The sequence below is a fragment of the Lebetimonas sp. JH292 genome, from assembly GCF_000523275.1.
Taxonomy (GTDB): Bacteria; Campylobacterota; Campylobacteria; order Campylobacterales; family Nautiliaceae; genus Lebetimonas.
On record NZ_ATHQ01000004.1, the window covers coordinates 1 to 20405 of the forward strand.

Consider the following 20405-nt stretch of genomic DNA (forward strand, 5'->3'; position numbering starts at 1 on the left):
AGATTAGATGATGCTTTAAAGTTATGATATAATTTCCTCAGCTGACACGGAATTATGAACGGTCTCGTAAAAAAAGAATTAAGAAGCTAATTCTTTTCCGAAGTCTTTGTGGATGTCTCCTGAAATAACTCCAAGATTGAAGTTTTGAACTAAGAAGTTTACTATATCTTCATTTGCAAATTGAGGAGCGTTTGGTCCGATATAAATATCTTTTACTCCAAGACTTAAAAGTGCAAGTAAAATAATAATCGCTTTTTGTTCCATCCACATTAGGGCAATTGAAACAGGTAAATCATTTACATCCTCAATTCCAAGGGCATTTGCTACAGTTAAAGCAATATGAACCGCACCGTTAGAATCATTACATTGTCCAAGGTCAATATATCTTGGAATGTCAGTTCCAGGGACAGTTCCGAAATCCACATCGTTGAATCTAAATTTACCACAGCTTGATGTAATAATAATATGGTCTTTTGGAACTGCAAGTGCTAATTCTCTAAAATAATTTCTTTTTCTTCCAGGTGCGTCACATCCGGCAATAACCCATACTCTTTTTAATTTTCCTTCTTTTATTGCGTCAAGAACTTTTGCCCCGTAACCTTCAAGCACTGTTTTATAATGATGACCTGTTACAATTTTTTCGTTGCTTTCGAATCCTGAAATATCAGGAAGACTTAAAGTCTGGTCAATCAATGGGTCAAAATTGTCATTTTCTATTTTTTTAGCACCTTCTATACCTGTAATTTTATATGTATAAAGCCTATCTACATAATTTTTGACTTTTGGTGATTTTTCAGGCGGAACTATACAGTTTGTATTTACAACACAAGTTCCTTGCCATTTAGAAAATACATCAGTTTGGTCATACCATGCTTTTCCGATATTTCCTTTTAGGTTTTTGAATTTTTTAAGATGAGGATAACCGTGAGCTGGAAGCATTTCTGAATGGGTATAAACATTTATTTTATCACTGAGTCCTCTTTCTTCAATTCTTTTTAACAGTTTTTCAAGCATATCAAGATTATGGCCTGAAACAATAATGCCTTTTCCTTCCGCCTTGTTTTGAGTAACTTCAACAGGTGTTGGAATTCCAAGTGCCTTTGTGTGCATATCACTTAATAAGTTCATAACTTTAACACCGGCATTTCCAACTTTCATAAGCTGTGCTATGTGCTCATCAAAATTAAAGTTAACATTTGTAAGTGTGAAATACAATGTTTCACTGTTAACATCATCCACTTCTTTTAATGTTTTTCTTGCTTCTTCATCACCGACTTCCTGAACCAATTCATTAGCGTGTTCTCTGTATGCGCTAAGTCCTTTTAGACCGTAAATCATCAGGTCTTGTAGTCTTGATTTAGTAGCTGTTTTACCACATACCCCTTTGCTTTCTCCGTGGCTCCCGCATCCTCCAGGTGCACTCATTTCACATTGCCAACATAAAAATGGTAAATCGCAAGCTTGTTTTTTAGTTTCTTTAGTTTCTTTATTTCCGAATAATCCGAACATTTTGACTCCTTGTTTTATTTTTTGTAATCCCATTGTAAAATATTTGTTAAATTAAATCATTGATTATAATCAATGGATTTGAAAATTTTAAGCCGAAGAATCGTAGATGGTGTAAGTGTTTATGAAATTTTGATAGAAGAGAGGGTTTTGATAATTACTGCAAGTATAGGACACGACTTTGATTTGGAAAAAGAAAAAGGAAAATGGGGGGTGATTGAGAAATATATACCTGTTTTTAAGGTTTTATAATATATTAAAGGCTTTAAATTTAACTTCTTTTGAAGTCAATGAAGTGATAATTGCTACAGACCCGGATAGGGAAGGGGAAAAAATTGCATTTGATTTAATATTAAACAACAAACCTTATAATTTAAATATAAAAAGGGCCGAATTTCACGAAATTACAAAATATGCATTTGTTGAGGCTATGAATAATTTAAGATATTATGATAAAAATTTAGTAGCCGCCCAGTTTGTAAGAAGAATAACTGACAGATGGATTGGTTTTAATCTCTCTTTGTATCTTCAAGATTATTTACATAATGTTCATTTATCTGCCGGAAGAGTTCAAACTCCGGTACTTAATTGGATTTGTGAAAGGACGCAAAAATTAAAAGAAAAAACAAATGTTGTTATGGTGAAACTGAGCGATTTGACAGTTGAATGGGAATTTGAAGAAGAAAAAAAAGCAGAGGAATTTTTTGAAAATATTCCTGACGAATTAGAAATTAAGCTGATTAAAAGCAAAAAAGAGAGTCTTTTTGAAAAACCTTTCAATACTTCCACTCTTTTAAAAGAAGCGTCTTCTAAACTTCATTTTTCACCTCAATATACAATGAAACTGGCTCAGGATCTTTTTGAAAATGGATTTATTACATATCACAGGACGGATAGTTTTAGAATTTCTAATATGGGTAAATCAATAGCGAAAGAATATATAAAAGAGAATTTTGGAGAAAATTTTGTTAAATTAAGATGTTTTGAAAGTGCAGGGGCGCATGAAGCTATAAGGGCTACCACTACTATGGATATGGAAGAGATTAAAAGTTTTTTAGTGTTTAAAAATATAAATTTATCTTATAACCATTTAAAATTATATGATTTGATTTTTAGAAAATTTATTGCTTCCCAGATGAAAGAAGCCATATTAAAAAAAGATACTTTTAACATCTTGGATAAAGAAATAGAGATTATTACAGGAATTTTGGAAGACGGGTTTAATCTTGTTTATCCGGTTAAAATTTATGAATTAAAAGAGGGAAAATACAATATTCAAAAAAGTATTGTGAAAAAAAGCAAATTTTCTCCTTATACATATGCAGAAATTATTGATGAAATGAAAAATAAAGGAATAGGGAGACCGTCCACATATGCCGTTACAATAGAAAAACTGCTTAAAAGAAAATATATAACGGAAAAAAAAGGATTTTTGTTTGCCGCGAAGTTGGGATTTAAGGTTTTGGATTTAATAAAAAAACATCCTTTATATAAATTTGTTAATGAAAATTATACAAAAGATCTTGAAAATATTATGGATTTAGTGGAAAACGGCAAAAAAGATTATAAAGATGAATTAATTAAATTATATAACGAGTTATTTGTGAGTTAATGTATTAAAATCTATATTTATAGTATTGAATTTTTTAAGATTAAAATTTAATTTTGTAAGATATGAAATAATGGCAACACTAAATCCCGTTGCTATAACCACATTATAATCATTTGTTATTTCAAGAGATAAAACTATTGAAGTTAGCGGTAATTTCATAATTACACCCATAAAAACGGCAGAGCCTATTGCCGCAAAATAAAACGGTTCAAGTCCTATTCCTACATGTAAATACTGTAAAATTAGACCGAACAGATAACCGCTGAGAGCACCTATACTCATTAGCGGGACAAACATTCCTCCAATAGCGTTTGAATAGATGGAAAAAGTAGTTGCTATTATTCTTAATAATAAGATTTCTAAAATAAATAAGATATTTAAATTTTCATTATTTATTAGAAGTGAAACTATTTTATGACCGGTAAATCCTGCATAAGGGGAAATTATTAAAATAGTTGCAATTACGCTTCCTCCGATAATAGCAAAAATTAAATCTTTATATTTCCTAAAAATATTGAAAAGCTTTAAATGCATAAAATAGAGTATTTTATCTTGGATAAACAGATAAAAATAAATTAATAAAGTCATATAAGGTATAAATAATGCGGTAATATATACATATTTAAAATTAATCATTCTACCCGCTGAATATATGAAAGTAAAAGGCTGTAAAAATATTAAAGCAATGCTGAAAGCACTCAGGCTGCCTACTATAATAAAGGTGATATAACTTTTTATAAAATTATAAGCAATGCTTTCAATGGCAAAAGCAATACCTGTTATAGGTGATACGAATATAGCTGCGATTCCGCTGCTTGCACCTATACTTATCATTGGTTTAAGCAGTGTTTCCGGAAATTTAAAAAGTGAATGAATTTTATATCCTATCATTGCACCGATTTCCGCAGAAGGGCCTTCTGTTCCCATGGCAAATCCGCTTCCTATTGATAATGCTGAAGCAATTATTTTTAATAAAAGCGTTTTTATGGTAATCATCTCTTTTTTTTCGGTTACTATTTGCGCTATTTGTTCAACTCCGTATTCTTTAACATTTTTATCTTTATAAATTATGAAATTTACAATTAAAATTGATAAAATAGTTATTAGATAAATATACCATTTTGGCCATGTGGAAATAGTAAAAATAGGATTTGAACCGAAAAAGATTTTTGAAATATATTCCATTATATAATAATAGAAAACAATAAAAAATCCGCTTATAAGCCCTGTAATAATGGAAGCTAATAAAAAATCTCTTATTAAAGAGATTTTATTAGTAATTTTTTTAAAAAAATCACTAAAAAGCATTAATTTTTTTTCTTAATTCTTTTTAATTTTTCAATTCCTTTTAAATCGTCTTTATTCCATTGATAATACGTCCCAAAAACCCTGTCCCACAAATCAGTTGTAACACCATGATTCATTTTAGGCTTTTTATGATGGACAAAATGAAATTCCTGCATATATCTCCAATATTTGCTTGCAAATTCACGTCTGTGCATTATATGATGCATTATTCCGTAATTAAAATATCCAAGAGCAAGTCCCCCAACTATTGCGAAAGCATCTCCTAAAGGCATAAAAAAGTGAAACAGCCATGCAAAAATAGAGGCAATAACTGCGCTCATAAAAAAAGGCATAGCATCATAACTAAACGGATTTTGATGATGATGTGCATGTCCTTCAACAAATACTTCTATCGATTTTTTCCCGTGAAACAGCCAGGCATGAACGGCGTATTCCAAAAATGTAAAAAATATAACCCCTACAACAAATAAAGCAACACTGCCCCATACATCGTCTGAATAATATATTGCCAATATTAAAAAAACTATACCGGTTAAACAGTCTGTTGCCAGGCTTAAATAATAATTCCATTTGCTTTGTGTTATTTTTAAAATAAAGTTTTTCATTTTTTCTCCTTAATATTAATATTAATTAATGATTATTATTAAAATTTATTATAACACAAAATTAAACAAATGTTGGCACTAACTAAATAACGAAAAAGTAAAAATATAATAGCGTTGCGGAATTTAGCAAAAATTTTGCGTTAAAAAAATTGCATTCAACCCGTTAGGGCTGCGTAGCTGTTTGCAATTTTTAGCAAAATTTGAGTGGTGCGTTAGCAAAATGGAGCTCTGAGCTGTAATATTTTTATCTTTGTAGTTATTTTTAAATGTTTGATATAATTATAATAAAAAGGGCTTTAATGTTTAAAAATAGAGTTGAAGCAGGAAAACTTCTGGCAAAAGAAATTAAAAAATTAAAAGAAGAAGGTTTAATAACAGATCCGGTAGTGGTAGCGCTTCCAAGAGGAGGAATCCCTGTGGCGGCAGAAATTGCAAAGGAGATAAACGCCCCTCTTGATATTTTATTTGTAAAAAAAATACCGGCCCCAGGAAATGCGGAATTTGCTATTGGAAGTGTCAGTGAAAACGGATTGGTTTTTATAAATAAAGATGTGGCTGAAAAACTTGGTATAAGCGATAGTTATATTCAGCAAATTGCAATGGAAAAAATCCAGGAAATTGCCAAATTAAGAGAAAAATATAAAATCGAGCCGAAACTTCTTGAAGGAAAAGACGTAATATTGGTGGATGACGGAGTGGCCACGGGGGCCAGTATGTATCTGGCTGCACAAAGTATAGTCAGAGATTATCCTAAAAGTGTAATTATTGCCGCCCCTGTGGCTCCAAGAGATGAAGAAGTGGAAAATATGTTAAAAAGTGTTTCGCACAAATTAATAATTCTTGAAAAACCGGAACTTTTTATGAGTGTCGGCAGATGGTATGAAGATTTTCATCAATTGAGCGATGAAGAAGTTATTAATATTCTGTCTCAATTTAAATAACTTGACAAATTCAAGATTTTTTAGTTATAATAAATAAAATATATTAAAAAAGGAGGGTAAAATGGCAAAATTAACACCATTTGAACAAGAAGCGGTAGAAAGATTTAAAGAAGCTATTGAACTTAATAAAGAAAAAATAGGTTTAGGGAATGTAGATATAGAAAAAGCAAGAGATCTTATTAAAGATGCCGGTGCAGTTGTACTTGATGTGACTTTACCTAATTTGGTAGAGGGTGAAAATGCAGAAGAGGCTGGAATTCCTACAGCATATTACACACCATATACTGAATTTACAGACTATATAGATGAACTGCCTGAAGATAAAACTCAGCCAATTTTAGTAGTTTGCAGGAAAGCATTTTTTGCAAACAGGGTAAAAGGGCTTTTAGACGTTCTTGGATATAAAAATGTTTATGTATTGGCAGATGATGTTAAATATTTAGTTGAAGCTCATAAAGCTCACACCGAAGGTTAATTCCTTCTTTTTCTTCTAAATTAACTCAAAATATATTATACTTTCTTCAAAAAACGGATATTAATGAAAAATCTATCTTTAATGTTATATTTGGCCATGTTTGCATGGGGCAGTAACTGGGTCAGTGCTAAAATTTTAATGGATTATTTCAGTGCATATGAATTAATTTTTTATAGATTTTTAATTGCTGGCATTTACACTTTTTTTTGTAATTATTTATATGAAAATACCTTTTAAAATAGACAAAAGAGAAATTTTTTATTCATTTATTTGTGCAATAGTGCTTTGTTTATATAATTATTTTTTCTTTTTAGGGGACCATTTTGGAAATGCTTCATTAGGCGGAGTTTTAGTAACTACTTTAAATCCTGTTTTAACATTTTTTGCACTTGCCATGATTGCTAAAAAAGCTTTAAAAAAAAGTGAATTATTAGCTTTAATTTTAGGAGCTTTTGGTTCGTTTTTAATAATAAAAATCTGGAGATTCAATTTAAATGATAAAGGGATAGTATATTTTTTATTGGCAACAGTTACGTGGGTAATACTCACTATAGTCAGTTCAAAAATAAAAAAAGAAAATTCATTGGTGTTTAGTTTTTTAATGTTTGTATTTTCTACTGTTTTTATATATTTAACTTTTTTAAAATTAAAAATACCAAGACTTGATATTGATTTAAAAGGATGGGTTAACCTGCTTTCTTTATCTGTATTTGGAACAACATTTGCAACTGCGGCTTATTTTTATGCAAGCAGTGTAATTGGTGGTAAGAGAGCTAGTGCATATATATTTCTGGTTCCGTTTAGTGCTGTGATTTTATCATGGATATTTTTAAAAGAGAAAATTGATATATTTGTAATAATAGGGGGAATAATCAGTTTAACAGGGGTTTATATTTTAAACGGATACTCTTTAGAGGATGTAAAAGCACTCCTAAAAAGGAGTTAATTTATTTTTTATTTTTTACATAACCTTCGATAATAAATCTTAAGGCATTTAATTTAATAAATCCTGCAGCATCTTTTTGATTATATACGCTATCTTCTTCAAATGTTGCAAATTCAGGGCTAAACAATGAATATGGTGATTTTCTGCCGACTACGTATACATTTCCTTTATATAGTTTTAGTCTTACAGTTCCGGTTGCATTTTTTTGGGTTTCATCAATTAGTTTTTGAAGAGCAACTCTCTCAGGTGCAAACCAAAAACCATTATAAATAAGTTCTGCGTATTTTGGCATTATTTCATCTTTTAAATGAGCCTCACCCCTGTCAAGTGTAATAGATTCAATAGCTCTGTGTGCTTTAAGCAGGATTGTTCCTCCTGGAGTTTCATAACAGCCTCTACTTTTCATTCCCACAAATCTGTTTTCCACTATATCAATTCTTCCAATTCCGTGTTTTTTACCAAATTCGTTTAATGTTTCAAGAATTTTTGCCGGTGTCATTTGTTTACTATTTATTGCGACAGCGTCACCTTTTTCAAAATCAATTTCAATATATTCAGGTTTATCAGGAGCATTTTCAGGTGAAACAGTCCATCTCCACATATCTTCTTCAGGTTCAGCCCAAGGGTCTTCCAAAATTCCGCCTTCGTATGAAATATGAAGCATATTTGCATCCATTGAATAAGGAGATTTTTTCCCGTGCCTTTCGATAGGAATACCGTGGGTTTTAGCATATGCCAGTAATTTTTCCCGGCTATTTAAATCCCATTCTCTCCAAGGGGCAATAACTTTGATATCAGGTTTTAGGGCATAATATCCAAGCTCAAATCTTACCTGATCGTTTCCTTTTCCTGTTGCACCGTGGGCAACCGCTTCAGCCCCTACCTGATTTGCTATTTCAATCTGTCTTTTTGCAATAAGAGGTCTTGCAATCGAGGTTCCTAGCAAATATTCCCCTTCATAAATTGCATTAGCCCTGAACATTGGAAACACATAATCTCTTACAAATTCTTCTCTTAAGTCTTCAATAAAAATATTTTCCGGTTTTACCCCTAGTTTAATTGCTTTTTCCCTAGCAATTTCCACTTCTTCACCCTGTCCTATATCGGCTGTGAATGTTACAACCTCAGCATTATATTTATCTTGCAGCCATTTTAAAATTACGCTTGTATCAAGTCCTCCTGAATATGCTAAAACAACTTTCATAAATATCCTTTTTTATTGCAATTATAGTATAATTTGACTAAAAAAGGGATAGTTTGAGAATTGATAAATTTTTGAATTCCGTCAATATTGTAAAAAGACGAAGCACGGCAGATGAAATGTGCAAAGAGGGAGTTGTTTTTGTTAACGGTAAAAAAGTAAAATCAAGTAAAGATGTGAAAGTAGGTGACAAAATAGAAATTCACTATTTAAGCGGAATAAAAAAATATAATGTTTTAAAACTTCCCGAAACCAAAACAATTCCGAAAAGTAAAAAAAATGAATATGTTAAGGAGCTTTAATGAGATGGAGCAAATTTTTTTTATATACACTTAAAGAAACGCCAAAAGATGCGCTAACCCCAAGTCATATTTATTTAATAAGAGGCGGATATATAAAGCAAGTTGCGGCAGGAATATATGATTTTACTCCTATTGGAAAAATGGTACTTGATAATATAAGGGCTATTATAAAAGAGGAGATGGACAAAGCCGGGGCTCAGGAAGTAATGCTGAGTTTTGTAACACCTTATGAACTGTGGGAAGAGACAGGCAGGGCTAAAAAATACGGAGATGAACTGCTAAGGATTGAAGACAGAAAAGGTCAAAAATTTGTCCTCTCACCTACAAATGAAGAGAGTGTTGTTGATTTGGTAAGAAGTTATGTAAAAAGTTATAAACAGCTTCCTATTAATTTGTATCAGATAAATTTAAAATTCAGAGATGAGGCAAGACCTAGATTTGGGCTTTTAAGAGGAAGGGAATTTATAATGAAAGATGCTTATTCATTTCATTCAAGCAGGGATGATTTGGATAGGGAATTTAATTTAATGCAGGAAACTTATGAAAAAATTTTCAGCAGGTTGGGACTTGATTTTAGGGTGGTTGAGGCAGACAGCGGCGCAATTGGAGGTACCGGAAGCCGAGAATTTATGGTTCTTGCAAATACAGGCGAAGATGATATTGTGGTATGCAGCGAGTGTAATTATGCAGCAAATATCGAGGTTGCCAAAAGAAAACATATTAAAAAAGAGAATCCGATAAAAACTGATGAAATTGAAGAAATCCATACCCCAGATATTAAAACAATTGATGAGGTAAGTGAATTTACAGGAATAGATAAAGATTTTATTATAAAAGCGGTTGTTAAAAAAGCAGTCTTTGAAACTAATGAAGAAATAGTGGTGTTTTTCATAAGAGGCAGTGACGATCTTGAAGAAACAAAAGCCAAAAATGCACTTGGCGCAATTGATTTAGTTGATGCAAGCGAAGAAGAAATAGAGAGTGCTGGATTGGTTCCAGGTTTTATAGGTCCTTTTGGACTTCCAGGTAATATAAAATATGTAATTGATGATGATTTAAGAGGTGCCGAAGAATTGGTATGCGGTGCAAATAAAAAAGATTATCACATAAAAGGCGCGGGGCTTCTTGATGCAAATCTGCTTGGTAATTTGACTATTTACAGAGATATAGCAAAAGTTAAAGTTGGAGATTTGTGTCCAAAATGCGGAGCACCTCTTAAAATTACAAAAGGGATTGAAGTAGGGCATATTTTTAAACTGGGTACTGCTTATAGCGAAAAAATGAACGCAACATTTCTTGATGAAAACGGAAAAGCAAAACCTTTTGTTATGGGATGCTATGGAATTGGGGTCAGCAGACTTATAGCTGCTGCAATTGAACAAAACCATGATGATAAAGGAATCATCTGGCCAAAAGAGATAGCTCCTTTTGTTGTTGATATTCTTGTAGGGGATGTTAAGAAAACAGACCAATTTGAGTTTGCGGAGAGTTTTTATGAAAATTTGACAAATGCCGGAATTAAAACAATACTTGATGACAGGGCTGAGAGATTTGGTCCAAAAATTGCTGATTTTGAGCTGGTAGGATTACCTGTCGGGGTAATTGTCGGTAAGAAACTTAAAGATGGCAAAGTAGAGATAAGGGATAGAAAAACAGGTAAAAAATTTGAAGTAAATGCAAATGAAGTATTCGAAAAAATTATGGAAATTATAAACAAGGGCTGATATGGGACTCATATATTTTTTAATATATCTTTTTTTAGAAATCCTTTTTTCTTATGAATTTATGAGGGTTTTTACTCCATTAGGATTTTTCTTGGAAATTCTGTTAACCGCCGGAGTCGGTGTTTATATATTACAAACTCTTGATTTGTCACTAAGCACCAATATGCATAAATTAATGAAAAGGGAAATTAGTCAGGAAGAATTTCTTTCAATCGGGCTTTTTAAATTAATCGGGGCTGTTTTACTTATACTACCCGGATTTTTCAGTGATATTATAGGTATTCTTTTTTTGTTTGAGCCGTTTGCAAGAATAGTTGCAAAAAAACTTTTTCCTCGAAATAATTTTTATCATAAAACCTATAAAAATGATGATGATATAATTGATGTAGAAATAATAGAGGAGATTCCTAAAAAGGACTAATCCACTCTTTTACTCCTTTTGTGTGTAGAAAATAAACACTCATTCATTAATTTTTCTTATAATTCTCAAAATATTTAGTAAAAATTAAATTTATGTTTAAAATATGAATAATTAATCATTAAAGGAGCAGGAGTGGAAGGCGTAATTTTTTTATTTTTACTTATAATTTTCTTACTCAAGGTTTTTGCTTTAATAAACAGGGAAAATGTAAAAAATTCGTTTATTGTTGCAAGCGGTGCTGAAATTTTGTATTTAGGTGTTGTTCTTCTTGGCAGCGGTGCGTTAAGCGCTGTGATTTTGCATCTTGAATATCAGTTTGTATTCAGGATTTTGGCTTTTTTAATGCTGTTTGAATTTTTCAGGTATAAAAATTCGTTTAAACTGAGCGATTTGGCAGGTGTGGGATTTAATAAATGGGGTGTAATTTTCGGTTTTTCAATATTTGGAAGTCTCGGAATTTCATTAATTACATCAAAACAGCTGATTTTAAATTCAATTACAGCTTCTGGAATGTTTGAACTTGGATATTTGATTGTGGCAATCAATATTGTTCAGGCTGTTTATTTAATTTCTATTTTTGAAACAATTGTATTTAAAAAAGGCGAAAGTTTAAAAAATGTAACTAATAAATTGCTTATTTCAATTTTTACGATTGCCGGAATTTTGGTGTTTTTACTTCCGCAGATTTATTTAATACTGCCGGGAAAATTCAGTAATATCAATGCTTACCATATATCATTCGGATTTAATTATCACGGAATAAATGGTATTTTTGCATTGGTGTTTGCTTTTATAATGGCAATGGTTTTTATTTATTCAATAGATTACATAAAAAAATATAAATCTTTTTATTATACTTTTTTAGGACTTTTAACGCTTGCTTTGATAGAAATACCTTTAAGCAGCAGTTTTGAGAGTTTTTATCTTTTTTGGGAGAGTATGACAATAACTTCATATTTATTAATTATGCACTCAAGAAGTGACGAATCAATAAAAGCTGCAAAACTTTATTTTGTTATGTGTATTGCGGGGGCATATTTCTTGCAGTTAGCGTTTTCGCATTATTATTCTTTGGGAATAGAAAATTTTATTGAAATAAAAAGTGTTTCATTAACGGTTGCTATATTAATGCTTATAGGATTTGGGGTAAAAGCGGGTATTGTACCGATTCATCAATGGCTTCCTGTTGCCCATCCGGCAGCACCAAGCAGTATTTCAGCCCCTCTTTCAGGTATTTTAACAAAAGCGGGTATTTTCGGAATTATTGTTTTGGTTTATTTTCTCGGATTTCAAAACAAAATTTTTTCTTATTTATTAATAACAATTGGATTAATAACTCTTTTTTACGGAGAAATTAAAACACTTTATGAAAAAGATATAAAAAGACTTTTTGCTTATTCTACTATTGGTCAAATAGGGGAAATAGTTACTGTTTTGGGGCTTATGAGCACTGCGGCTTTAAGCGGGGCAATTTATCATATAATAAACCATGCCGTTGTTAAAGATTTATTGTTTTTAAGTGCGGGATTGTTGATTTTGAGTGCCGGAAGCAGAAATCTTGAAGATTTAAAAGGGATAGGAAAAAAACTGCCCCTTTTGGCTTTTCCTTTAGGTGTCGGTGTTTTTGCCCTAAGTGCTTTTCCTCCGTTTGGAAATTTTAATTCAAAATTTTTGGTGATATATGCCGCAATGAAACAAAGTAATTATATTGTTGCATTTTCACTTGTAATCGGGGGGCTAATAGGGTTTATTGCAATGCTCAGGGTGTTTAGATATATATTTTTAATGAATCCGCAAAGAGAATTTTCAGATGTTAAGGGAATAAAAGTAGCAGCTGTATATATTTTGGCTTTTGTTTCATTGCTGCTTGGAATTTTTCCTCAAAGCGTTATTGATTTTATAGTAGCGGCCATAAATTCTACATTAAAAATAAATGTTAATTTGCCACATTTCACATTAGAGTTTCCAATAAGTGTTTTGATTATGATAATTGGTGCGATAGTTGTTTATCTGTTTGGAAAAACAAGTAAAACAGCAGGAATTACCGCCGCTTCTTTTTCATTTTTGGCACTTTTAACTGTGTTTGCAGATAAATTCAGTTTTGGCAGCTTTTTTGCAGGTCTTGTTTTGTTTATGGCTGTAATGAATTTTCTTTTTGCTACGAGGTATATGGATCATTCCCATAAGCCTTACAGATTTTTTGCCAATTTTATGATAATGATAGTCGGGATTTTAGGTGTGGCTCTCAGCAAAAATATTTATTCAATGTTTTTTTACTGGGAAATAATGGGCGGATGGGCCTTATATATAGCCCTTGTTCATGAGGAAGATTCATTTTCGATTCAGGAAGCCACAAAATATCTGCTTTATAATTTTACTGGTGCTGGTATAATAATGATAGGTTTAAGTGTTATAATGCAGTATGGAAATGTTATTGATATAATAAAACATATTCCTTTAACAAATGAAGTTATTTTTGCCTTAGTTTTATTAACTATAGGCTTTTTGGCAAAAGCTGCACAACTTCCTCTCAGAATAGATTATCAAATGCACCCAAAACCTGCCCCGACTCCTATAAGCGGATATATTTCTTCTGTTATGTTAAAAACAGGTCCGTTTATGTTTGTAATGGTTATCTATTTGGCTGCAGCCGGTATAAGCGCTTCTAAATTGTTTGTAATAGAAGATATAGGACATTTTGCAGCTGTTGTGGGTGTGATTACCATTATTATGGGGGCAAGCTTCGGACTGCTTACCAATTCAATGAAAAGACTTTTAATTTTCTTAACAGTAGGTGAGATAGGTTATATTTTTGCCGGTGTTTCTTTATTGACCTCCCAGGGACTTGCCGGAGGGCTTTTGCATTTAATAAACCATATGTTTTTTAAAGATTTGCTGTTTTTAAGTGCTGGGGCTATTTTTTATAAGACCGGAATAGATTCGTTAAATGACCTCGGAGGAATTGCAAGAAAAATGCCTATTACTTTTGCAGTGTTTGTGATTGCTGTGTTTTCGACGGCAGGTGTGCCTATGTTCAGCGGTTTTGTATCAAAATGGATAATATATCACGCCTTAATGTCAAAAGGATATGACTTTTTGGCTGTTTTGACAATTTTAGGAAGTGTGATGATTTTATTGGTGTTTGTAAAATTTATGCACAGCGCATATTTTGGAAAAGTAGATAAAAAATTCGAAAATATAAAAGAAGTGGACTGGTATATGAGCCTTCCTATGATAATTCTGGCCGTTTTGAATATTGTTTTGGGAATATTCCCCTATATTGCATTAAAACCTATAAATTTAATTATCCAAAATTTTGGATACAAACCTGTATGCATCACGCTAAGTTCTGTCTGTATGGGCGGAGATGTACTTAATTTATTGACACTTTCCATTTATATATTATTAGCCGTTATAATAGCTTATTTAATGTTTACTTATAATAAAAAAATCAGAAAAACACATATATTCCTTTCAGGTGTTAGGGATTTAAGCGACAGGGAACTTCATATCAATGCCAAAAACTTTTATGAAAGTGTCACTGAACTTATAAATGCGATTATTTATATCGTTAAAAAAATATTCGGATTGAAAGGAGGCTATGTTGAGCGCTAATATTATTCATTTTTTAATTTTTCCGGGAGGTTTGTTTGCCCTTTGTTTAGGTGTTTTTATGCTTTCACTCGAGCGAATTGTGGTTGCAAGGCTTCAGGGAAGAATAGGACCTCCTATTTATCAAAATTTTATTGATGTTATCAAACTTTTTAATAAAGAAATTTTGGTTCCAAAAGATTCAAAAGAGGCTGTTTTTATTTATGCTCCTTTAATAGGGTTTGCCGGAATGTTTGCAATGCTTTATTTTGTACCTGTTCCGGGTGTATATGAAGGAACAAATGTAAACAGTGATTTAATTGTATTGATATATGTAATGGCGCTTCCGGCCATTGCCCATATATTAGGAGGCGGTGCATCAAGTTCCCCTTATGCCGCTATAGCGGTAAACAGAGAACTTAAATTGATGCTTGTATATGAAATGGTTTTTGTAATAATTTCTGTCAGTATTGCCATTTATGTAGGGGGAGGGGATGTTGTTTTTTCACTTAAAAAAATAATGGAATATCAGCAGGTTCACGGAAGTTTTTTGTTTGACTGGAAATTCTGGCCAGCAGTTATTGCTTTTATAATTTTTGTATTGGCGACCCTTGAGCTGCCTCCTTTTCAGATTGCCCATCATAATGACGCTGATGTAATGGACGGTTTTCTGATAGAACACAGTTCAATTCCTCTGGCTATTTATGAAATGACTGATGCAATGAAAATAGTGTTGCTCAGCATAGTTTTTCAAATATTTTTCTTTCCTGTTGCCATAACCGACGATATCGTTATTAATTTAATCTGGTTTGTTTTAAAAACAGTTGTGTTTGTTATGTTTTTTTCTGTTTTGCATGCAACTTTGCCTAGTTTCAGGATTGATCAGGGATTTAAATTTTTACTTACCGTGCCGACTACACTGGCACTTATTACATTAATATTGGTAATTTTGTCTGTAAAAGGATTAATATGAGTATTATTACAAGAAGTCCTTTTTTATTCAGGATAAATACAGGAAGCTGCAATGGATGTGATGTTGAACTTGCTACAACGGCTATGATTCCAAGATATGATGTGGAAAGACTTGGATGCAGATATACAGGAAGTCCTAAACATGCGGATATATTGTTGGTTACCGGTCCTATAACCGCAAGAAGTAAACCGTATTTAATTGAAGTGCTGGACGAACTGCCAAATCCTTTTGTGGTGGTTGCTGTTGGAACGTGTCCTACAAGCTGCGGGATTTTCAGGGATTCTTATTCCATAGAGGGACCGCTTGATAAATATGTAAAAGTTGATGTAAATGTGCCGGGATGTCCCCCAAGACCTCAGGCTATTATTGACGGTGTTGCAAAAGCTCTTGAAATATGGAAAGAAAGAATAAGGAATCAAAAATGAGCGGATTTTTAAAAATTGCAATAAGGAATTTATTAAAAGGCCCTGTAACAGACCCGTATCCTTTCGGAGATACATTTATACCGGATAAGTTAAGGGGTAAATTAAAAGTGGATGCCAAGGCCTGTACAGCTTGTGGAACATGTGAAGAAGTATGCCCCTCAGGTGCTATACATATCACAAAAAATGAAAACGCATATGTTCATACCACGTGGTATAACACATGCTGTTTTTGTGGAAATTGTGAGTTTTTCTGTCCGACGGGGGCTATAAAACTTACAAATGATTTTCATACGGCTAATACAGAAGAAGAAAAATACCGTTTTACCACTGTAGCCGTAATCAGTGAAATTAAATGTGAAAGCTGCGGTAGAATGTTTGTGCCTGCAAGTGAAGCTCTTTTAAAAAGGGCATATCCTAATGTAAATGAAACTATTAAAGAACTCACAAAACTCTGTTCAAAATGCAGACAGAAAAAAGCGTTTGAAAGGCTTTATAAATGAAAGAAACATTGAAACAAAAAGTAATTACCGAATTAAAAGAGAGAATTACGGGTGAATATTCTTTAAGAGAAGAAACAGATGCAAAAGGAAATATACAAATCTGGCTTAAACTTTTCAACAGAAAGGATATTTTGCATGTTGCACAGGTTATTAAGGATTTCGGCGGAAGATGTGTAATTATAAGCGCATATAAAAAAGACGACCATCATGTACTTGTGTATCATCTGGATATTGACGGAATGCTTGTTAATGTAGAGGTTGAACTTTTTGATGATACAGTTGATTCAATAACCCCTATTCTAAACAGTGCAAACTGGACGGAAAGGGAATTTAAAGAAATGTTTGGAATAAATCTTGTAGGTCATCCAAATCCAAAAAGACTGTTTCTTGATGAAAGTATAGCTGAGGGGATACTCGGGGAATATATGCCTTTGTCTCAGGCGATGAACGGGGCGGCGACTTGTTGTATGTGGGAAAAAATAGAAAGTGAAAGGGAAAAGCATGAGCACTAAAATACCTATAGGCCCTTTTCACATAGGACTGGAAGAGCCTATTTATTTTAAAATAGATTTAGAAGGTGAAACGGTTAAAGATGTAGATATGATAAACGGTTTTGTCCACAGGGGTATAGAATATCTTGCAATGCAGAAAAATTTTTTTCAAAATTTAATTCTTACAGAAAGGGTCTGTTCACTTTGTTCTAACAATCATCCTTTTACTTATGTAATGGCGGTGGAAAAAATTGCCGGTATTGAAGTCAGTAAAAGGGCGAATTATTTAAGGGTTGTGGCGGATGAAGTAAAAAGAATAGCATCGCATATGTTCAATTTAAGTATGCTTGCCCATTTGGTCGGTTTTCATTCTTTAATGACACAGACAATGGAAGCCAGGGAAATTATGCAGGATATCAAAGAATCAATCTGGGGTAACAGAATGGATATGAGCGCAAATACACTTGGAGGTGTTAAATATGACCTCGATGAAGGCCAGATTGAATATATTTTAAGAAGACTTGATGAACTTGAACCTCAGGTGGATGAATTAATGGATATTTATTTTAATCATAAAATTGTAAAAGCAAGGACTGTGGGAGTCGGTGTTTTACCAAAAGAGGATGCTTTGCGTTTAGGTGTTACAGGACCGACTGCCAGGGGAAGCGGTGTTAATAATGACATTAGGGCAAAAGCCCCGTATGCCGCTTATGACGAATTGAAGGTAAATGTTATGTTGGAAGAGAGCGGCGATGTACATGCAAGAACAAAAGTCAGATGGAGAGAAATAAAAGAATCAATAAGGCTTGTAAGAGAAGCTGTAACTAATTTACCGGAGGGTCCTTATGTACTTGATAAAAGACCTCATATTCCTGCCGGCGAAGCAGTAACAAGAACCGAAGCCCCGAGGGGAGAACTTATATATTATCTTAAAGCCGATGGAAGGCAAAAACCCGAAAGGATGAGATGGAGGGTGCCTACATATATGAACTGGGAAGCTCTCAGGGTGATGATTCCGGGCAATAAATTAAGTGATGTTGCTGTAATTTTCAACAGTATCGACCCTTGTATTTCATGTACAGAAAGATAAAATAAAAAGGAGAATTAATAATGGCTAATAAGTTTATTTTTGCTGATCCTAAAAAATGTATAGGATGTTTGAACTGTGAGCTTGCATGTGCGGCTAAACATATGGGTGTTCCCTTTGAAGAAGCTTATGATAAGGCGTTAAACGGGGGAGTTGAATTGATACACAGAAATACTGTTATTAAAATGAACGGAATAACTGCCCCGATGCAGTGTATGCAGTGTGAAGATGCGCCGTGTGTTGAGGCATGCCCTATAGACATTATAAGATATGAAAACAATTATGTAAAAATTTACGAAGACGACTGTATAGGATGTCGAAGCTGTGCGATGGTGTGCCCTTTCGGTGCTATAAATATGGCAAAAAGCAATTCTACAAACGTCAGCGGACTTGTTGCGATTAAATGTGATTTGTGCGGCGGAGAGGAAGGAAAGCAGGCATGTGTAAACATCTGCCCTACTGATGCGATTGAGCTTATAGACTATGATGAATATAAAAAAAGAAAACAACAAAACGCATTTGAAAGATTAAATCAGGATGCATGAGCTATCAATTGTTCAATCTATGATGAAACTTGTTGAAAAACATGCAAAAAACAGAGAAGTTGAAAAAATAGTGGTAAAAATAGGGAAAATGAGCGGGATAGAGCCCTATTTTTTAAAAGAGAGTTTTGATTTTTTCAAAGAAAATACCGTTTGTAAAAATGCCGAAATGGAAATAATAGAAGTAGGTATTAAAATAAAGTGTTTTGAATGTGGAAGTGAGAGTGAAATAAAAGGTTTTGATTTTCACTGTCCTGTATGCGGAAGTGAAAAAACGGAAATAATAAGCGGTGAAGAAATGCATATAGAATATATTGAGTTAAAGGAGTGATAATGAAAAAAGATTTTAAAGCGGTTCCTAAAAAAATTCAAAGAAAAAGAGAAGCCAATGAAAGGGTAAAAGATTTTGAACCGGTTTATATTGAGTTTAATGAAGAAGAAGCCGCACAGCAGGCTAAAAGATGTCTTACCTGTCCTATAGATGTTTTAAGGGGGCTTGAGAGCGAATTTAATTTTTGCAGAACAGGATGCCCTCTTAATAATTATATTCCAGAGTGGATAAGAGAAGTAAGACGCGGAAATTTGAAAAAAGCATTTGAGCTTAGTAACGAAAAATCCCCTTTTCCTGAAATTATGGGAAGAGTGTGCCCGCATGACAGTTTGTGTCAGGGAAATTGCGTATTATCCAAAACAGACCATGGAAGCGTGGCAATAGGTGCTATTGAAGTTTTTATCAGCGAAGAAGGATTTAAAAAAGGATATAAACCATATTACGGAGAAGATAGAAGGAGAAAAAAAAGAGTCGCTGTAATAGGCAGCGGACCTGCCGGGATGAGCTGCGCCACTTTTCTTTTAAGAGGCGGGGCAAATGTGGAAATTTTTGAAAAATCCGACAGACCGGGTGGACTTTTAACATACGGTATTCCTAATTTCAAACTTGATAAGGAAGTTGTTTTCAGAAGATTTAAATGGATGCAAGAAGCTGGGCTTAAAATTCATTTGAATTCACCTATTTTAGAAGAAAAAGATTTTGAAAAGATTGTTGAAAATTTTGATGCAGTGTTTATAGGTGTCGGTGCTCCAAGCGGCAGGGGGGCGAGAATGGAAAATGAAAATGCTAACGGTGTTTATCATGTAATGGATATTTTAACAAACGCTCAAAAAAGAGTTTTTCAGGATTTTGACGATTGTGTTTTAAAAGATAAAAGAATTGTTGTTATAGGCGGTGGTGACAGTGCCATGGATGCAGTAAGAACCAGTGTAAGGGCAGGGGCCAAGGAAGTTTACTGTGTATATAGAAGAGATGAATCCAATATGCCTGGAAGCAAAAAAGAAGTTGTAAATGCAAAAGAAGAAGGTGTAAAATTTAAATTTTACACAGCACCAAAAGCTGTAATGGTTGATGAAAATAATAATGTAAAAGGAATTGTGTGTCAGCAGACTGAACTGGGAGAGCCAGATGAGAGCGGAAGAAAAAGGGTTAGAGTTATAGAAGAGAGTGATTTTGAAATTCCTTGTGATATAATTATATTGGCGTTAGGGTTTGATACCGTTAAATTCCCTTGGTATGAGCATGCCGGTATTGAGACTGACAAATGGGGATGTCCTGTTGTAAATAAAAAATATCAGACCACTAATGAAAAAGTTTTTGTCGGAGGAGATGCAATTAGAGGTGCCGATTTGGTTGTAACAGCTGCAAGAGACGGAAGAGAAGCGGCAGTTGGCATTTTAGAATATTTAGGATTAAAGGATTAA

22 protein-coding genes are annotated in these 20405 nt (G+C 33.1%); 18 read left to right on the forward strand and 4 right to left on the reverse strand.

Translation table 11 applies throughout. The features are described from left to right. Window positions 1–78: 78 nt before the first annotated feature. The gene (hcp, locus tag DZ64_RS0109930) at window positions 79–1509 is read right to left on the reverse strand and encodes a hydroxylamine reductase (protein WP_024790405.1); all 1431 of its coding nucleotides are present in this window, start codon (window positions 1507–1509) and stop codon (window positions 79–81) included. Window positions 1510–1581: 72 nt separating this feature from the next. Between hcp and DZ64_RS13585 the strand changes: the two genes are divergently transcribed. Next, window positions 1582–1758, forward strand: coding sequence for a hypothetical protein (locus tag DZ64_RS13585; protein WP_236618764.1), 177 nt, complete (start codon window positions 1582–1584; stop codon window positions 1756–1758). Then, complete coding sequence (gene rgy / locus DZ64_RS11230; RefSeq protein WP_051430045.1) at window positions 1724–3118, forward strand: reverse gyrase; 1395 nt, start codon at window positions 1724–1726, stop codon at window positions 3116–3118. Before DZ64_RS13585 ends, rgy begins: the two co-directional genes overlap by 35 nt. Here the strand turns inward: rgy and DZ64_RS0109940 are convergent. Beyond that, window positions 3104–4426, reverse strand: a complete 1323-nt coding sequence (locus DZ64_RS0109940; protein WP_024790406.1) for a chloride channel protein — start codon at window positions 4424–4426, stop codon at window positions 3104–3106. The two genes, rgy and DZ64_RS0109940, sit on opposite strands and share 15 nt — an antisense overlap. Beyond that, entirely contained in the window at window positions 4426–5031 is a 606-nt protein-coding gene (locus tag DZ64_RS0109945) for a sterol desaturase family protein (RefSeq protein WP_024790407.1), read from the reverse strand. The genes DZ64_RS0109940 and DZ64_RS0109945 overlap by 1 nt, the downstream gene beginning before the upstream one ends. Window positions 5032–5330: 299 nt before the next feature. Here DZ64_RS0109945 and DZ64_RS0109950 point away from each other — a divergent pair, with 299 nt between their 5' ends. The 4 genes from DZ64_RS0109950 to DZ64_RS0109965 all read left to right on the forward strand — a co-directional run bounded on the left by DZ64_RS0109950 (window position 5331) and on the right by DZ64_RS0109965 (window position 7393). Beyond that, the gene (locus DZ64_RS0109950; protein ID WP_024790408.1) at window positions 5331–5972 is read left to right on the forward strand and encodes a phosphoribosyltransferase; all 642 of its coding nucleotides are present in this window, start codon (window positions 5331–5333) and stop codon (window positions 5970–5972) included. Between the two features lie 61 nt (window positions 5973–6033). Next, entirely contained in the window at window positions 6034–6447 is a 414-nt protein-coding gene (locus DZ64_RS0109955; protein ID WP_024790409.1) for a rhodanese-like domain-containing protein, read from the forward strand. A gap of 138 nt (window positions 6448–6585) precedes the next feature. Further along, window positions 6586–6684 (forward strand): hypothetical protein, encoded by a 99-nt coding sequence (locus DZ64_RS14285; RefSeq protein WP_369792125.1) that lies wholly within the window; start codon window positions 6586–6588, stop codon window positions 6682–6684. Then, the gene (locus DZ64_RS0109965; protein WP_024790410.1) at window positions 6668–7393 is read left to right on the forward strand and encodes a DMT family transporter; all 726 of its coding nucleotides are present in this window, start codon (window positions 6668–6670) and stop codon (window positions 7391–7393) included. Before DZ64_RS14285 ends, DZ64_RS0109965 begins: the two co-directional genes overlap by 17 nt. A gap of 1 nt (window position 7394) precedes the next feature. Here the strand turns inward: DZ64_RS0109965 and DZ64_RS0109970 are convergent, their stop codons facing one another. Continuing rightward, complete coding sequence (locus tag DZ64_RS0109970) at window positions 7395–8597, reverse strand: argininosuccinate synthase (protein ID WP_024790411.1); 1203 nt, start codon at window positions 8595–8597, stop codon at window positions 7395–7397. A gap of 53 nt (window positions 8598–8650) precedes the next feature. Between DZ64_RS0109970 and DZ64_RS0109975 the strand changes: the two genes are divergently transcribed. The 12 genes from DZ64_RS0109975 (at window position 8651) to DZ64_RS0110030 (ending at window position 20405) form a co-directional block, all read left to right on the forward strand. Further along, window positions 8651–8896 carry a S4 domain-containing protein gene (locus DZ64_RS0109975; RefSeq protein ID WP_024790412.1) on the forward strand — a complete coding sequence of 82 codons (246 nt, stop codon included), beginning with the start codon at window positions 8651–8653 and terminating at the stop codon, window positions 8894–8896. Then, window positions 8896–10620, forward strand: coding sequence for a proline--tRNA ligase (locus tag DZ64_RS0109980; protein ID WP_024790413.1), 1725 nt, complete (start codon window positions 8896–8898; stop codon window positions 10618–10620). The genes DZ64_RS0109975 and DZ64_RS0109980 overlap by 1 nt, the downstream gene beginning before the upstream one ends. A gap of 1 nt (window position 10621) precedes the next feature. Then, window positions 10622–11041, forward strand: coding sequence for an FxsA family protein (locus tag DZ64_RS0109985; RefSeq protein WP_024790414.1), 420 nt, complete (start codon window positions 10622–10624; stop codon window positions 11039–11041). Window positions 11042–11173: 132 nt separating this feature from the next. Continuing rightward, window positions 11174–14656, forward strand: coding sequence for a complex I subunit 5 family protein (locus DZ64_RS0109990; protein ID WP_024790415.1), 3483 nt, complete (start codon window positions 11174–11176; stop codon window positions 14654–14656). Continuing rightward, entirely contained in the window at window positions 14643–15605 is a 963-nt protein-coding gene (locus tag DZ64_RS0109995; RefSeq protein WP_024790416.1) for a respiratory chain complex I subunit 1 family protein, read from the forward strand. The genes DZ64_RS0109990 and DZ64_RS0109995 overlap by 14 nt, the downstream gene beginning before the upstream one ends. Beyond that, a complete protein-coding gene (locus tag DZ64_RS0110000; RefSeq protein WP_024790417.1) occupies window positions 15602–16030 on the forward strand; it encodes an NADH-quinone oxidoreductase subunit B family protein in 429 nt (142 codons plus the stop codon). Before DZ64_RS0109995 ends, DZ64_RS0110000 begins: the two co-directional genes overlap by 4 nt. After that, window positions 16027–16530: a 4Fe-4S binding protein gene (locus DZ64_RS0110005; RefSeq protein ID WP_024790418.1), complete on the forward strand. Its 504-nt coding sequence runs from the start codon at window positions 16027–16029 to the stop codon at window positions 16528–16530. Before DZ64_RS0110000 ends, DZ64_RS0110005 begins: the two co-directional genes overlap by 4 nt. Then, window positions 16527–17042 carry an NADH-quinone oxidoreductase subunit C gene (locus DZ64_RS0110010; RefSeq protein WP_024788353.1) on the forward strand — a complete coding sequence of 172 codons (516 nt, stop codon included), beginning with the start codon at window positions 16527–16529 and terminating at the stop codon, window positions 17040–17042. The genes DZ64_RS0110005 and DZ64_RS0110010 overlap by 4 nt, the downstream gene beginning before the upstream one ends. After that, the gene (locus DZ64_RS0110015; RefSeq protein WP_024788354.1) at window positions 17032–18111 is read left to right on the forward strand and encodes a nickel-dependent hydrogenase large subunit; all 1080 of its coding nucleotides are present in this window, start codon (window positions 17032–17034) and stop codon (window positions 18109–18111) included. Before DZ64_RS0110010 ends, DZ64_RS0110015 begins: the two co-directional genes overlap by 11 nt. A gap of 20 nt (window positions 18112–18131) precedes the next feature. Then, complete coding sequence (locus DZ64_RS0110020; protein WP_024788355.1) at window positions 18132–18653, forward strand: 4Fe-4S dicluster domain-containing protein; 522 nt, start codon at window positions 18132–18134, stop codon at window positions 18651–18653. Continuing rightward, window positions 18646–18981: a hydrogenase maturation nickel metallochaperone HypA gene (locus DZ64_RS0110025; protein ID WP_024788356.1), complete on the forward strand. Its 336-nt coding sequence runs from the start codon at window positions 18646–18648 to the stop codon at window positions 18979–18981. Before DZ64_RS0110020 ends, DZ64_RS0110025 begins: the two co-directional genes overlap by 8 nt. A 2-nt stretch (window positions 18982–18983) precedes the next feature. Continuing rightward, complete coding sequence (locus DZ64_RS0110030; RefSeq protein ID WP_024790419.1) at window positions 18984–20405, forward strand: glutamate synthase subunit beta; 1422 nt, start codon at window positions 18984–18986, stop codon at window positions 20403–20405.

What these genes read in the sequence shown, in the direction of transcription:
- DZ64_RS0109980 (WP_024790413.1), top strand. Translation starts at nt 8,896, where the DNA reads ATGAGATGGAGCAAATTTTTTTTATATACACTTAAAGAAACGCCAAAA.
- DZ64_RS0109940 (WP_024790406.1), bottom strand. Translation starts at nt 4,426, where the DNA reads ATGCTTTTTAGTGATTTTTTTAAAAAAATTACTAATAAAATCTCTTTA.
- DZ64_RS0110025 (WP_024788356.1), top strand. Translation starts at nt 18,646, where the DNA reads ATGCATGAGCTATCAATTGTTCAATCTATGATGAAACTTGTTGAAAAA.
- DZ64_RS0109965 (WP_024790410.1), top strand. Translation starts at nt 6,668, where the DNA reads ATGAAAATACCTTTTAAAATAGACAAAAGAGAAATTTTTTATTCATTT.
- DZ64_RS0110005 (WP_024790418.1), top strand. Translation starts at nt 16,027, where the DNA reads ATGAGCGGATTTTTAAAAATTGCAATAAGGAATTTATTAAAAGGCCCT.
- DZ64_RS0110030 (WP_024790419.1), top strand. Translation starts at nt 18,984, where the DNA reads ATGAAAAAAGATTTTAAAGCGGTTCCTAAAAAAATTCAAAGAAAAAGA.
- hcp (WP_024790405.1), bottom strand. Translation starts at nt 1,509, where the DNA reads ATGTTCGGATTATTCGGAAATAAAGAAACTAAAGAAACTAAAAAACAA.
- DZ64_RS14285 (WP_369792125.1), top strand. Translation starts at nt 6,586, where the DNA reads ATGGATTATTTCAGTGCATATGAATTAATTTTTTATAGATTTTTAATT.
- DZ64_RS0109995 (WP_024790416.1), top strand. Translation starts at nt 14,643, where the DNA reads ATGTTGAGCGCTAATATTATTCATTTTTTAATTTTTCCGGGAGGTTTG.
- DZ64_RS0110020 (WP_024788355.1), top strand. Translation starts at nt 18,132, where the DNA reads ATGGCTAATAAGTTTATTTTTGCTGATCCTAAAAAATGTATAGGATGT.
- DZ64_RS0109945 (WP_024790407.1), bottom strand. Translation starts at nt 5,031, where the DNA reads ATGAAAAACTTTATTTTAAAAATAACACAAAGCAAATGGAATTATTAT.
- DZ64_RS0110000 (WP_024790417.1), top strand. Translation starts at nt 15,602, where the DNA reads ATGAGTATTATTACAAGAAGTCCTTTTTTATTCAGGATAAATACAGGA.
- DZ64_RS0109950 (WP_024790408.1), top strand. Translation starts at nt 5,331, where the DNA reads ATGTTTAAAAATAGAGTTGAAGCAGGAAAACTTCTGGCAAAAGAAATT.
- DZ64_RS13585 (WP_236618764.1), top strand. Translation starts at nt 1,582, where the DNA reads ATGGATTTGAAAATTTTAAGCCGAAGAATCGTAGATGGTGTAAGTGTT.
- DZ64_RS0109955 (WP_024790409.1), top strand. Translation starts at nt 6,034, where the DNA reads ATGGCAAAATTAACACCATTTGAACAAGAAGCGGTAGAAAGATTTAAA.
- DZ64_RS0109970 (WP_024790411.1), bottom strand. Translation starts at nt 8,597, where the DNA reads ATGAAAGTTGTTTTAGCATATTCAGGAGGACTTGATACAAGCGTAATT.
- DZ64_RS0109985 (WP_024790414.1), top strand. Translation starts at nt 10,622, where the DNA reads ATGGGACTCATATATTTTTTAATATATCTTTTTTTAGAAATCCTTTTT.
- DZ64_RS0110010 (WP_024788353.1), top strand. Translation starts at nt 16,527, where the DNA reads ATGAAAGAAACATTGAAACAAAAAGTAATTACCGAATTAAAAGAGAGA.
- DZ64_RS0110015 (WP_024788354.1), top strand. Translation starts at nt 17,032, where the DNA reads ATGAGCACTAAAATACCTATAGGCCCTTTTCACATAGGACTGGAAGAG.